At 72.5% G+C, this 13,605-nt stretch carries 11 protein-coding genes; 4 read left to right on the top strand and 7 right to left on the bottom strand.

Annotated features, from left to right (window positions below; all coding sequences use genetic code 11):
• Positions 1 to 89 precede the first annotated feature (89 nt).
• From AB0K67_RS05370 to AB0K67_RS05350, 5 genes are read right to left on the bottom strand one after another with little or no spacing between them, the layout of a single operon-like run.
• Positions 90 to 2,828 (bottom strand): sugar-binding protein, encoded by a 2,739-nt coding sequence (locus AB0K67_RS05370; protein ID WP_364053234.1) that lies wholly within the window; start codon positions 2,826 to 2,828, stop codon positions 90 to 92.
• 15 nt (positions 2,829 to 2,843) lie between these two features.
• Positions 2,844 to 3,644: a carbohydrate ABC transporter permease gene (locus AB0K67_RS05365; protein WP_364053231.1), complete on the bottom strand. Its 801-nt coding sequence runs from the start codon at positions 3,642 to 3,644 to the stop codon at positions 2,844 to 2,846.
• Complete coding sequence (locus AB0K67_RS05360) at positions 3,641 to 4,519, bottom strand: sugar ABC transporter permease (RefSeq protein WP_364053228.1); 879 nt, start codon at positions 4,517 to 4,519, stop codon at positions 3,641 to 3,643. Before AB0K67_RS05360 ends, AB0K67_RS05365 begins: the two co-directional genes overlap by 4 nt.
• A complete protein-coding gene (locus AB0K67_RS05355; protein WP_364053225.1) occupies positions 4,516 to 5,913 on the bottom strand; it encodes an extracellular solute-binding protein in 1,398 nt (465 codons plus the stop codon). The genes AB0K67_RS05360 and AB0K67_RS05355 overlap by 4 nt, the downstream gene beginning before the upstream one ends.
• Before the next feature lie 3 nt (positions 5,914 to 5,916).
• Complete coding sequence (locus AB0K67_RS05350; protein WP_364053221.1) at positions 5,917 to 7,131, bottom strand: PfkB family carbohydrate kinase; 1,215 nt, start codon at positions 7,129 to 7,131, stop codon at positions 5,917 to 5,919.
• Between the two features lie 131 nt (positions 7,132 to 7,262).
• On the opposite strand from AB0K67_RS05350, the gene AB0K67_RS05345 reads away from it, so the two are divergent.
• Positions 7,263 to 8,021, top strand: a complete 759-nt coding sequence (locus AB0K67_RS05345; protein WP_364053218.1) for a DeoR/GlpR family DNA-binding transcription regulator — start codon at positions 7,263 to 7,265, stop codon at positions 8,019 to 8,021.
• 10 nt (positions 8,022 to 8,031) lie between these two features.
• Complete coding sequence (locus AB0K67_RS05340; RefSeq protein WP_364053216.1) at positions 8,032 to 9,372, top strand: 6-phospho-beta-glucosidase; 1,341 nt, start codon at positions 8,032 to 8,034, stop codon at positions 9,370 to 9,372.
• Between the two features lie 62 nt (positions 9,373 to 9,434).
• Here AB0K67_RS05340 and AB0K67_RS05335 read toward each other — a convergent pair whose 3' ends face one another.
• The gene (locus AB0K67_RS05335) at positions 9,435 to 10,082 is read right to left on the bottom strand and encodes an SDR family oxidoreductase (RefSeq protein WP_364053214.1); all 648 of its coding nucleotides are present in this window, start codon (positions 10,080 to 10,082) and stop codon (positions 9,435 to 9,437) included.
• Between the two features lie 23 nt (positions 10,083 to 10,105).
• Here AB0K67_RS05335 and AB0K67_RS05330 point away from each other — a divergent pair, with 23 nt between their 5' ends.
• Complete coding sequence (locus AB0K67_RS05330) at positions 10,106 to 10,798, top strand: HAD family hydrolase (RefSeq protein ID WP_364053211.1); 693 nt, start codon at positions 10,106 to 10,108, stop codon at positions 10,796 to 10,798.
• A 62-nt stretch (positions 10,799 to 10,860) separates the two neighbouring features.
• Positions 10,861 to 12,285: an NADP-dependent phosphogluconate dehydrogenase gene (gene gndA / locus AB0K67_RS05325; protein WP_364053208.1), complete on the top strand. Its 1,425-nt coding sequence runs from the start codon at positions 10,861 to 10,863 to the stop codon at positions 12,283 to 12,285.
• Positions 12,286 to 12,289: 4 nt separating this feature from the next.
• On the opposite strand, the gene AB0K67_RS05320 is transcribed toward gndA, so the two are convergent.
• Positions 12,290 to 13,084 carry a thioesterase family protein gene (locus AB0K67_RS05320; RefSeq protein WP_364053205.1) on the bottom strand — a complete coding sequence of 265 codons (795 nt, stop codon included), beginning with the start codon at positions 13,082 to 13,084 and terminating at the stop codon, positions 12,290 to 12,292.
• Positions 13,085 to 13,605: the final 521 nt, after the last annotated feature.

Below are 13,605 nucleotides of genomic sequence, written 5' to 3'. Positions count from 1 at the left end.
GGGGACGTTGGCTCCTGCACATCTACCCGGATTGTAGTCGGACAATCACAGAAAGTGACGACAGGAGCCGGCGTCCCCCTGAGCAGGGCTCAGCGCAGCGGGGCCGATGCCGCCGCCGTGCCGCCGTCGCGGGCCGCCCAGCCCGCCAGCACGGTCGCGCCCTCGCCCGGGACGCGGGTCACCGGCACGGTGACGGTGGTGACCCCCTTGCGGGAGATCTTCACGACCTCGCTCCCGGCCGTGCCCTCGGCGTCGCGGACGAACAGGTGCGCCTCGCCGGGCTCCCCGGCCTGCAGCCGCACCCGTACGGAATCACGCCCACTCGACGCGGACACCACACGCGCAGCAGGGTCGGCGGCCGGCGCGCCCGCGGGCGGCACGTTCACCCGCACCGACTGCTCCAGCGTCTGCGGCGAGTCCAGGCTGGACAGCGCCGTGTCGGGGATCACCGGCTCGGGCGGCGTGACAGGCCGGTCGGCGGGCGGCTGGTAGCCGGGCAGCCTGGCCACGCCCCACCGGTACGGGTCGCCCTGCACCCCGCCCCACGTCGACCAGCCGATACGGGTCTGGCCGGTCTTGTCCTGGGTGTCGGAGTCGTACACGAGGATGTTCAGCCCCAGGTGCTCCGGATCGACCGCGCCGGGCAGCACCTCCATCGGGATCGACATCTCCACCGTGTACTCGCCGTCACCGGTCGTGGACGCCACCTTCATGCCGGGCGCGGTCTCCTCGCCGGGGCCCTGGCGGTTGTCGGCGTCCCGCAGGAAGCACGGCGGCCCCTCGGCGGTGACCGGCAGGACCGCGGTCTTGAACGTGGTGGAGGTGTTCTCGGACGCGCCGCGCGGGTCGAGCGTGACCTCCACCGCGTCGGTACGCCAGTGCCGCTTGCAGTCGGAGGACTCCAGCGCGGTGCCGAGCACGTCGTCCTTCACGTGCACCAGCACGTACAGCGTGTCGTCGTGCCAGGCGAGCTTGGCCGTGCCCGAGCAGTCGGCCGCCGACGCGCACTCGCTGCCCTCCCACCGGCGGGAGATGTCGAGCGTGTCACCGGTGTACTCGCCGTCGCCCTCCGCGCCGTCCACGGCCGGCGCGGTCTCGGCCTGCGGCACCGTGGTGGCCGGGACCAGTTCGAGCGCGGGCCTGGTGACGGCCGAGCCGCCGCCGTCGATCGTCGTGGTGATCGTGTACGCGTAGTCACCGCCCTCGTTGGAGGTCTTCAGCGACGGGTCGGAGTTGGTCACCTTGAACGGCACCGTCACCGACTCGCCCGCCGCCAGGTCCTCGAACGGCGCCTCGGTGCGCTCGGCGGTGAATCCGCCGGGCAGGTCGATGCGCACGGTGCCGGAGCGGGTCTCGGAGCCGACGTTGGTGACGACCACGCCGACCTCGCGGCTGCCGCCCGACGGCAGCGTGAGCACCGGCTGGACGATGCCGCCGAGCTGCGGCACGCCGACCTCGGCCGTCCACTCCTCGTACTGGGCGACCTGGGGGAGCGGCTGCTGCGCGGCGCGTACGGGCGGGCTCACCTCGACCTGCCGGTCGGTGTAGCCGCCGCCGTTCTCGGTGGTGAGGGTGGCCGCGACGCGCACCCGGCCCGGCTCGGCCTGCGCGGGCGGCGTGACCGTGAACGTGGCCTTCGCCGTCTGCCCGGCCCGCACCCGTCCGAGGTCGCCCGAGCCGGTGACCTGCCAGCCCTCCGGCACCCGCAGCGCCACCGTGGAGCGGCCGAGCCGGTCCCGCTGCGGCGCGCTCACCTCGGCCTCGACCGTGAACGCGGCGCCCGGCCGCACGTCGAAGTCGCTCGTGCGCAGGAAGAACCGCGTGCCGAGCGGCACGCCGCCCTTGGGCCTGGTCAGCGCGCCGTCCAGGATGTTCGCAGGCGCCGCGGCGGCCGCGCTGCCCGGCTCGGGGAACGGCACCCGCGCGTCCACCTGGGTGAAGAAGTCGCAGCCGAGCTGCTGCGGGTCGGACGGCACGTCGGGGAAGCCGGCCCAGCCCTGCGAGGCGTACTGGCGCTGCGCCTCACGCTCGATCGCCGCCCACGTCTTGCCCTGGCGCGCCGAGGTGCGGCCGCTCCAGACGCCGAAGACGTTCTGCGCCGGGTTCGCCGGCTTGTACGTCGACGAGCACGCCTCCCCGGGCTGGCCGGTGCCGCGCGCCCCGCTGGTGAGCAGCCGGGCGGGCGCGAACGGCTTCAGCCCTTCCTTGGTGATCTGCTCGGGGAACCTCTTCGGGTCGGCGGCCGCGTAGAAGGCGGCGATCGCCAGCCTGGCCGCCTCCTGGTGGTTGCCGTGGTTGCCCGGCGTCGGCGCCGGGTCCATGGTGAGGATGATCTCGGGCCGGGTCTGGCGGACGACCCTGACCACCTTCTCCAGCGTGTCGCCGCCCCACACCTGGTCGGTCAGCGGCGCGCTCACCGTGTAGTAGAAGTCGACGTCGTCGAGGTTGAACACCTCGCGCACGCCCGCCTTGCCGACGGCGGAGCGCTCCTCGGCCTCGCGCAGCAGGCCGAGCGCCGGGCCCTCCTCGGGCCCGACCGCGTTGCCGCCGCCCTCGCCCCTGGTGACGGTCACCACGCCGGCGCGCACGCCGTGATCCTCGTTCCACTGGCCGAGTGTGGACAGCGTGCCCGACTCGTCGTCGGGGTGCGCGCCGACGAACAACGCGTCCAGATCGACGGGCGTCTTGCCTGGACGCTCGTGAACAGCCGATGGGGGAGCGGCCGCCGACGCCGGGAGTGCGGGCGTGACGCCGAGGACGAGCGCGGCCGCGGCCAGCGGCGCGGTCACCGCGGTCCGCCGCCGCGCTACGGATCTTGTGATGGGCATCGAACCTCCGGGGGGTTACTCGCGGACCGCCCCCTGGAGCAGTCCGCGGACGAAGTGGCGCTGGAGGAACAGGTAGAAGACGACGACGGGCGTGGCGACGATGACCGATCCGGCCGCGAGCAGCGTGAAGCCGGAGGTGTACTGCCCCTGGAAGAACGCCAGGCCGAGCGGCGCGGTGCGCAGCGACTCGCTGGTCACCATGATCAGCGGGATGAGGAACTCGTTCCACGTCCACATGAACACCAGCAGCGTCAGCGTGACCACCGCGGGCCTGGCGGGCGGCAGCAGCACCTGCCACAGGATGCGCCAGCTCGACGCGCCGTCGATGCGGGCCGCCTCCACGATCGCCCGGCTGGAGGTCAGGAAGTAGGCGCGCATCCAGAACGTCCCGAACGCCACCGACAGCGCGACCTGCGGCAGCGTGATCGACCAGAACGTGTCGATGAGCCCCAGCGAGCGCAGATCGAAGTAGAGCGGCACCGCCACCGCCTCGCTCGGCATCATGATGCCCAGCATGAACAGGTAGAACAGCACCGTACGGCCGCGAAAACGCATGGTGCCGAAGGCGTACCCGCTCATGATCGACAAAATCACGCTGACGACCACCACGAACGCCGACACCGCGAGGCTGGTGCGCAGATAGGAGTCGAACCGGCCGATCTCCCACGCCGCCGCGAAGTTCCCCAGGCCGGACGTGCCGCCGCTGTCGGCCGGGCCGAGCGCCGCCGACAGGATCACCACGATCGGGTAGAGCGCGAACGCGGCGAACACCGTCAGGATGACGTAGTTCGCCACCCGCTCACCGCGCGAGATCACGACAGCCTCCTGTCCGCGAAGCGGTTGACCCCGAACGACACGATGAAGATCAGCACGGTCAGCGTGACCCCGATGGCCGCCGCCGAGCCGACCTGCCCCAGGCCGAAGGCCCGGTGGTAGACCTCGTACGACGGCACCGAGGTGGAGTCGCCGGGCCCGCCGCGGGTGGTGACGTACACCAGGTCGAAGGTGCGCAGCGCGGCGATCACCGTCAGCGTCAGCGCCACCGCGATCTCCGCGCGCACCGACGGCAGCGTGACCGCGAAGAACTCGCGCACCGCGCCCGCGCCGTCGAGGCGGGCCGCCTCGTACAGCTCCGACGGCACCCGGCTCATCCCGGCCAGCAGCAGCACCGTCACCAGGCCCGTCTCGAACCAGGTGCCCACCACGCCCACGGCGGGCAGCGCGAACGTGTAGTCGCCCAGCCAGCCGCGGGTCAGCGAGTCCAGCCCGAGCGCGCTGAGCAGGGAGTTGAGCGAGCCGTCGGGGGCGTACACGCGCCGCCAGGCCACCGCCACCACGACCATCGCGATGACCTGCGGAAGGAACACCACCGTGCGGAAGAAGCCGAGGCCGCGCACCTTGGCGTGGTTCAGGATCGCGGCCAGCGCGAGACCGATGACCAGCGGGAACACCGCGTAGAAGACGACGAGCACCAGCGCGTGCGCGAACGCCGCGCGCAGCCCCTCGTCGGTCACGATCGCGAGGTAGTTGTCCAGCCCCGCCCAGGTGCCGACCGACAGCCCGTCCCAGTCGTACAGGGAGAACTGCACGGCCCGCCCGATCGGGAACAGCAGGAACGCCGCATAGATCACGAAGGCGGGCAGCAGGTAGAGGTAGGCGACGCGGCGGGGTTCCCCGGGCGGTCGGGTCATCCTCCGTTGCTCTCGACGAACGAGGTGTAGTCCTTCTCCAGCTTCTCCAGGAACTCCTGCGGCGTGGCCTTCTTGGCGAGGAGGTCCTGCAGCGCCGCGCCCAGCGTGTCGGCGAACGTCGGGGTGGCGTAGTCGAGGTAGGGCACCAGCCCGTCCTTCTCGGTGGCCGTGCCGAACGCGGTGAACACGTCCTGCTGCGGACCCTCCTTCACGCTCTGCGCGGAGGTGTCGGCGACCGGCAGGTTACCGGTCTCGGTCAGCACCTTCATGGCGTCGGCGCTGGTGATGAAGTCGATGTACGCCGCCGCCGCGTCCGGGTTCCTGCTCTTGGACGTCACCGCGAACGGCAGCCCCGTGCCGCCCGTCGCCACCGGCGGGGCGTCGGCCGTCGCGCCCGGCGGCAGCATGAAGCCCAGGTCGGAGCCGAGCGCCTTGTCCAGGTCGGCGAGCAGCCACGTGCCGGCGATGAGGAACACGCCCTCGCCCTTGCCGAACGCCTGCCAGGAGGCGTCGTAGCCCTGCCCGTTGAAGCCCTTGGCGAAGTAGCCCTTGTCCACCCAGCTCACCAGCTGCTCGGCGGCCTTGAGGTTCTCCGGCGAGGTCCAGGACGCGCCCTTCTTGCCGAAGGCCAGCGTGCTGATCTGCTCCTTCGGCACCTCGCGGCCCTGCACGGTGCCGAACACGTGCACCGCCGGCCACTTGTCGAGGTTGCCGAACTGCAGCGGCACCTCGCCCTTCGCCTTCGCCGTCTCCAGCGCCGACTCGAACTCGGCCCACGTCGCCGGCGGCTTCAGGCCCAGCTTGCCGAGCTTGGCCTTGTTGTAGAAGATGCCGACGACCTCGCCGACCTGCGGCAGACCGTACAGGTTGCCCTCGCCGAACACCTTGCCGTCGGCGGTGTAGCGCGAGTAGCGCAGCACCGACTCAGGGTAGCGCTGCTTCCACCCGTAGGCGTCGGCGTAGGCGTCCAGCGGCAGCAGCTGCCCCGCCTTGACGAACGCGCCCATCGACGAGCGGCCGTTGTTGGCCTCCACCACGTCGGGCGGCTCGTTGCCGCTCAGCGCCAGGCGCAGCGTGGTGTTGAGGTCGTCGAACGAGCGGGAGACCCGGTTGAGCTTGATGTTGGGGTACTTCTCCTGGAACGCCTTGTTGAGCCGCTCCATCTGCGCCGCCTGGCCGCCGCGCACCTCCTGGTCCCACACGGTCAGCGTGACCTGGCCCAGCTGGGCGGGGTCGGTGCGCACCGCCGAGGCCGACGGCTGCGGCGGCGACGAGGCGGGAGGGGCGGAGGAGCCGGGCGCGCACCCGGCCAGAACCCCGGTGAGGGTCAGAGCGCCGGCGGCGAGCAGGGCGAAGGCTCTCGAACCGCGCGGTCGTCGCGTCGGGGCGGTCATGCGTTACTCCTTCTGGACAGGGGCGCGAGGCGTGTCCGGTTCGTCACCCTCGGGCGAGGGTCGCGGCGCTTCCGGCCGCTGCCCGGAAGCGGGGGGTGCCATGCCCACGTCGGCGTACCGGGCGATGGTGGCGGCGGCCCGGCGCACCGCTCCCACCGGGTCGGTGGGCACCAGCCGGTCGAGGAAGGCGTAGCGGCGGGCCAGCGAGCTGCCGTACGCGCCGCCGTGCGGGGCGGCCTCGCGCACCTCGTGCCACCAGTCGGCGATGTCGCCCCAGCCCGGCGCGGCCAGCGAGCCGCCGAACTGCTGCACCGCGAGCCCGGCGCACAGCTCGGCGAACGCCAGCCGGTCGTCGAGCGGCCAGCGACACAGCGTACCGAGCACGAGTCCGGCGCCGAACACGTCCCCCGCGCCGGTCGGGTCGAGCGCCGTCACCCGGGGCGCCGGCACGAACGCCTCCTCGCCCGTCGTGGAGTCGATCGCCATCGCCCCGTTGGCGCCGTCGGTCACCACGGCCAGGGGCACCTTGTCGGCGATCGCGTACAGCGCGTCGCGCGGCGTCTCCGTACCGGTGTAGGCCATCGCCTCGGTCGCGTTCGGCATGAACGCGTGGCAGTACTCGAGCTGGTCGAGCACCGAGCGCGACCAGGCGCCCGACGGGTCCCAGCCCACGTCGGCGAAGATCAGCGCGCCGTCGCGGGAGGCCAGCTCCGCCCACGAGCACGGCGCGTCGGGCGAGCCGAGCGGCTCGTCGGGCGACAGCGTCGCGATCACCGCGCGCGAACGCGGCGGCTTGCCGATCATCTCGTTGGCCGGCATCGGCGCGGGATGCCCGTGGGTCACCATGCTGCGGTCGCGGTGCACGGCCATCGACACCGTCACCGGCGAGTGCCAGTGCTCGAAGCGGCGCGAGCGCGACAGGTCCACCGACTCCTGCTCCTCGAGGGTGCGCCAGCAGAAGTCGCCGTAGTCGTCATCGCCGAACGCGGCCGCCAGCGACGTGCGCAGCCCGAGCCGGCTCGTCGCGATGGCCAGGTTGGCGATGCCGCCGGGGCACGAACCCATGCCCTCGGCCCAGATCTCGGTGCCCGCCGCGGGCATGGCGGGCAGGCCGGTGAAGATGATGTCGAGAAAGACGGTGCCCGCCAGGAAGACATCGAACTGCGGGGCATCGGGGCTGCGCTCACCGGCAAGAGGGTCGTACGCCTGGACAGACACGGGAATAAGTCCTCCTCGACACACCAGGTTCTGCGCAATCTTGCACGTTTGCTCGCACTCTGCAAGTGCTCGCGCACTCGTTTGGCGCAAGTTGCTTACTTCTGCGCGTTTTTGAATGTTAGACTCCCGGCGTGCTCCAGCGCCTCCGGCATGCCGAGATCATGCGCCGCGTCCGCGACTCGGGCGCCACGAGCGTGCGCGATCTCGCCAGTCAGCTCGGCGTGAGCCCGTCCACCATCCGCAGGGACCTCGAGGTGCTCGACCGCGACGGCACCCTGCGGCGCGTCAGGGGCGGCGCCCTGGCCACCGTCGACGCCGACGCCGACCGGCCGTTCTCCGAGGTCGCGGCCACCGACGAGCAGGACAAGGAGGCCGTGGCCGCCCGCGCGGCCGAGCTGGTCGGCGACGGCGACGTCGTCCTGCTCGACATCGGCACGACCACCATGCGGCTGGCGCGCAAGCTGCGCGGCCGCCGCGTCACCGTGGTCACCTCCAGCCTGGCCGTGCTCGACGTGCTGCGCTCCGACCCCGCCGTCGAGCTGCTGCTCCTCGGCGGCATGGTGCGCCGGCCCTACCACTCGCTCGTCGGCGTGCTGACCGAGGCGGCGCTCGCCCAGGTCGTCGCCGACCGGGTGTTCCTCGGGGCGAGCGGCGTACGTCCGGACGGGCAGCTCGTGGACACCACGCTCGCCGAGGTGCCGCTCAAACGGGCCATGATCGCCGCCGCCGGGCAGGTGGTGCTGCTTGCGGACCGGCACAAGTTCCCCGGCACCGGCGCGCTGCGCGTGTGCGGTCCTGAGGACGTCGATGTGCTGGTCACGAACGAAGGCGCCGACGAGGCGACGCTGCGCGCCTGCGCCGCCGCCGGCGTCGAAGTGCTGCTCACGTGAAAGGCTGAGGATGAGACTGGCCGTACTCGGCGGCGGGGGCTTTCGCGTCCCGCTCGTCTACGGCGCGCTGCTGCGCGACACCGCCAAGCCCCGGGTGGAGGAGGTGGTGCTCTACGACGTCTCGCCCGAACGGCTTGAGGCGATCTCCCACGTGCTGCGCGGCCAGGCCGCGGGGCACGACGACCCGCCTCGCGTGCGCGTCACCACCGACCTCGACGAGGCGCTCACCGGAGCCGACTTCGTCTTCTCCGCCATCCGCGTGGGCGGCCTGGCCGGGCGCACCGCCGACGAGCGGGTGGCGCTCGAACTCGGCCTGGTCGGCCAGGAGACCACCGGCCCAGGCGGCATCGCGTACGGGCTGCGCACCGTGCCCGTCGCCGTACGGGTGGCCGAACGCGTCGCCGCCCGCGCGCCCAAGGCGTGGGTCATCAACTTCACCAACCCGGCCGGCATGATCACCGAGGCCATGCGCGGCGTGCTCGGCGACCGCGTCATCGGCATCTGCGACTCGCCCATCGGGCTCATCAGGCGGGCGACCGGCGCGCTCGGGCTCGACCCCGCCCGCGTCTCGCCCGACTACGTCGGCCTCAACCACCTCGGCTGGCTGCGCGGGCTCCAGCACGACGGCCGGGACGTGCTGCCCGACCTGCTCGCCGACGACGCCGCGCTGCACCGGGTGGAGGAGGCCAGGCTGCTCGGCCCCGACTGGGTGCGGGTGCTCGGCGCGCTGCCCAACGAGTACCTGTACTACTACTACTTCTCCCGGCAGGCGGTGGCCGCCGGCGCCGGGCGCACCCGCGGCGAGGCGCTGCTGGAGCAGCAGGAACGCTTCTACGCCGCCGTGCGCGAGCGGCCGGAGGACGCGCTGAACGCCTGGCGGCTGGCCCGCAAGGAGCGCGACGAGTCGTACATGGCGGAGGCGCGCGAGGCCGCCGACGCCGGCGAGCGCTCGGCCGAGGACCTGGAGGCCGGCGGGTACGAGGGCATCGCGCTCGCCCTCATGGCCGCCATCTCCAGAGGAGAGCCCTCGACGATGATCCTCAACGTGCGCAACGGCTCGGCCGTGCCGGGCCTGCCCGACGACGCCGTCGTCGAGATCCCCTGCGCGGTGGACGGCTCCGGCGTCCGTCCCCTGGCCACCAGGCCGCTGCCCGGCCGCTTCCTCGGGCTCATGCAGCAGGTCAAGGAGGTGGAGCAGACCGCCATCCAGGCCGCGCTCACCGGGTCGTCGCGACTCGCGGTCGCCGCGTTCGCGCTGCACCCGCTGGTCGACTCGGTGCCGACGGCGCACAAGCTGCTCGACGGCTACCGCGCCCGCATCCCCGAGCTGGCCGCCGTCTTCCCCGGCTGAGCACGCAACCGCCGGGGGACTCCCGGTTCATCGGCCGCCCCAGCCGGGGCGTGCCGGACGGCTTACAGGGCTGCGACGGCCTCCCCGATGGGGGTGTCGCCGGAGACGAGTTCGAGCGTGCGACCGGCCGTTCCCGGACTCGCCAGCAGGGCGACGATGACGGCCGCCACGTCGTCGCGCGGCACCGCGCCCCGCGGCACCTCGGGGGCCAGCAGCACCCGGCCCGTGCCCGGCTCGTCGGTGAGGCGGCCGGGCCGCAGGATCGTCCAGTCGAGGTCGCGGCGGCGCAGGTCCTCCTCGGCCTCGGTCTTGGCCTTGATGTAGGCGGCCCACACCTCGTCGCTGCCCGGCGCGGGCGGCTTGCCCGTACCCATGGCGGAGATCTGGACGAAGCGCCGTACCCCGGCCCGTTCCGCGGCGTCGGCCATCAGCACGGAGGCGGCCCGATCGACGGTGTCCTTGCGCGCCGCCCCGCTGCCCGGACCGGCCCCGGCCGCGAACACCACGGCGTCGGCCCCCTCGACGATCCCGGTGACCTCATCGACGCCCGCGCGCTCCAGGTCGCACACCACGCCCTGGCCCCCGGCGGCCTCGACGTCGGCGACGTGCGCCGGGTTGCGTACCAGGCCGACCGCCTGAGACTCCGGCGCGAGCCGGACCGCCAGCCGCAGCGCGATCTTCCCGTGTCCACCCGCGATGATGATCCGCATGTCGGCCATGGTGTCATGGACGCATGCGTGACTTCCCGCAGGCTCCCACCCCGGCGTTTCTGTTCGACCTCGACGGCACCCTGATCGACAGCGTCTACCAGCACGTGGTGGCCTGGCGGCAGGCGCTGTCCGGGATGGGCATCGACCTGTCCGTATGGCGGATCCACCGGCGCATCGGCATGAGCGGCGGATTGTTCGTCAGCGCGCTGCTGCGCGAGACCGGGCTCAAGCTGTCCAGAGAGCAGATCGACGAGCTGCAGACCCACCACGCCGAGGCGTACGAGCAGCAGGCACACTCCGTCAGGCCGCTGCCCGGCGCGGTCGAGCTGCTGGGCGAGCTGACCGAGCGGGGCGTGCCGTGGGCCATCTGCACCAGCGGCTACGCCCGCACCGCCCGGCTCGCGCTGGGCCTGCTCGGGCTCCCTGATGACACGCCGATGGTCACCCGCGACATGGTGCGCAGGGCCAAGCCCGACCCCGACCTGTTCCTCGCGGGCGCGGCCTTGGCCGGCGTCGATCCCACGCACGCCATGGTGGTGGGCGACAGCGTCTGGGACCTGCTCGCCGCCCGCCGGGCGGGGGCGCTCGGCATCGGGGTGCTGTCCGGCGGGTATGGCAGGGACGAGCTGGAGCGTGCGGGGGCCTTCCGGGTGTACGCCGACCCGGCGGACATGCTGGACCGGCTCGACGAGCTCGGTGTGCGCCAGAGCGACTGACGGGAATATCCCCGCGAACCGCCGGGCTTGATGTTGCGTATTCCCCACAGAGGAGCTGACTAATGGACTTGGCAGACATCGGCGTCACCGGCCTGGCGACCATGGGGCGTAACCTGGCCAGGAACCTGGCGAGGCACGGCTACACCGTCGCCGTGCACAACCGTTCCTACGGCCGCACCGAGCAACTCGTGAAGGAGTTCGGTGACGAGGGCGCGTTCGTGCCCGCGAAGGAGATGGCCGACTTCGTTGCCTCGCTGAAGCGGCCACGCCGGGCGATCATCATGGTGAAGGCCGGCGCCGGCACCGACGCGGTGATCGAGCAGCTCGCCGAGCTGATGGAGCCGGGCGACATGATCGTCGACGGCGGCAACGCGCATTACGAGGACACCCGCCGCCGCGAGGCCGCGCTGCGCGAGCGCGGCCTGCACTTCGTCGGCACCGGCATCTCCGGCGGCGAGGAGGGCGCGCTGAACGGCCCGAGCATCATGCCCGGCGGGTCGAAGGAGTCCTGGGAGGCGCTCGGCCCGATCCTGCAGGACATCGCGGCCAAGGTCGACGGCGTGCCGTGTGCCGTGCACGTCGGTCCCGACGGCGCCGGGCACTTCGTGAAGATGGTGCACAACGGCATCGAATACTCCGACATGCAGCTCATCGCCGAGTCCTACGACCTGCTGCGCCAGGCCCTGGGCGCCACCCCGGCCGAGCTCGCCGAGGTCTTCAGGGAGTGGAACAGGGGCGACCTCGACTCGTACCTGATCGAGATCACCGCCGAGGTGCTCGACCAGGTCGACGCCGAGACCGGCAAGTCGTTCGTGGACATCGTGGTCGACCAGGCCGAGCAGAAGGGCACCGGCCGCTGGACCGTGCAGAGCGCGCTCGACCTGGGCGTGCCCGTGACCGGCATCGCGGAGGCCACGTTCGCCCGCGCCCTGTCCGGCCACCCCGAGCAGCGCGCCGCCGCCCGCTCCCTGCGCGGTCCGAACCTGTCCGGCGTCGGCGGGCGCGAGCTGATCGAGGACGTCCGCCAGGCGCTGTACGCCTCCAAGATCGTCGCGTACGCCCAGGGCTTCGACCAGATGGCCGCCGCCTCCAAGGAGTACGGCTGGGACCTCGACCTCGGCGCCATGGCCACCATCTGGCGTGGCGGCTGCATCATCAGGGCCAAGTTCCTCGACCGGATCAGGGCGGCGTACGACGCGAACCCGAACGTGCCGACGCTGCTCGCCGACCCGAGCTTCGCCGGGGCGCTCGAGGCGGCCCAGGAGTCGTGGCGGCGCGTGATCACCACGGCGGTGCAGATCGGCGTGCCGACGCCCGGCTTCTCCTCGGCCCTGGCCTACTACGACGGGCTGCGCCGCGACCGCCTCCCGGCGGCGCTGGTGCAGGGACTGCGCGACTACTTCGGCGCGCACACCTACCGGCGGGTGGACAAGGAGGGCACCTTCCACACCGACTGGTCCGGCGACCGCACGGAACGTCCGGCGTAGCCCGCTACCCGGCGCTGGGCGGCTTCGTCATGGCGGAGCCGTTGGCGAGGGCCGTCACCACGCAGAAGCCGAACGGCCCGGCGGCGTCGTGCACGGTCACCTGACCGGTCGCGACGCCGCCGTCGCTGACGTGGCCGGTGCTCTCCATGCCGATGAGGTCGCCCTCGGGCGGCCTGGCCAGGGTCAGCGTGTAGTCGGCGTTGATGAACCGCAGGCCGTCGGCCTGGGAGTTGCTGAGCGGGCTGGCGAAGTCGGCGGCCAGCGCGGCCCGTACGATCGGGGTCAGCGGTTCGTCGTCCACCAGCGCGAACCGCTCGCGCATCCACACCCGGCCCGGCCCCGGAGCGCCCCACTGCGTCACCCGCCACAGGTCGAACGGCGGCGTCCACGGCCCGTTCGCCTCAACCGGCGGTCCTTCGGGCGGCGGCACGTCCCAGGCGGGCGTGACCAGCGACCGCTCACCGCCGGGCTGCTCGCCCTCCCGCAGCAGCACCGCACTCGCCCGCGCGATGACACCCTGGGCGGTGGAGATCGTCGCGTCCGCCACGCGGATCCTGCGGCCGTCTCTGACCAGGGAGGTCTCGACGGTGACCGGCAGCATCGGGCTGTTGCGGAACAGATCGACGGTCAGCCGGGCGAAGCGCAGGCCAGGCCGGGCGTGCCGCTGCTCGATCGCGCGTGCGGCCAGACCGCCGAGCAACCGGCCGTGCAGCATGCCGGGGGACCAGGGACCACGGGCGTGCGGCGCGGGGACGTACTCGTCCCGCTTGAGCGTGAAGAACGCTGACTCTGACGACACAGAACGAAATTCTAGAGCAAGGTGCGCGCGTGAGATCGCTCGCCGCCGGATGAGCGGCTACCGGCTACCGGCGGCGCAGCCGGCGAACGAGCGTGGCATTGCGGCCGGAATGTGGCCTGTAGGGCTCCTAGCCTGCCGCGCATGCCATCGCTCATCGACGACCACGTCCTCGACATCGCCCAGGACGAGCTCGACGACCTGCGCGAGCGCCTCGCCGGCACCCGCTGGCCGGACGCGCTCGACGCGCCGCCATCCAGGGCACCAGGCCGCAGACCCTCTCCTACGCGCTCACCGACTCACCGGCCGGGCTGCTCGCCTGGAACCTGGACGCGTCCGCCTCCCGGGGCCGGGACGTCGGCGGGCTCGACCCGGGCGACATCCTCACCAACGTCGCCCTCTACTGGTTCACCGGCACGGCGGGCTCGGCAGGCCGCCTGTACAAAGAGAGCCTGCCCGACTGGGCCCCGCCCGCCGCCCCCGATCCCACGCCGACCGGCATCGCGGTCTTCCCCGGCGACACG

Origin of the sequence: Nonomuraea sp. NPDC052634, assembly GCF_040678535.1 — a bacterium.
Classification (GTDB): Bacteria; Actinomycetota; Actinomycetes; order Streptosporangiales; family Streptosporangiaceae; genus Nonomuraea; species Nonomuraea fastidiosa.
The sequence above is the reverse complement of the archived record's forward strand: the minus strand, read 5'-3'. Positions and strand labels throughout refer to the sequence as shown.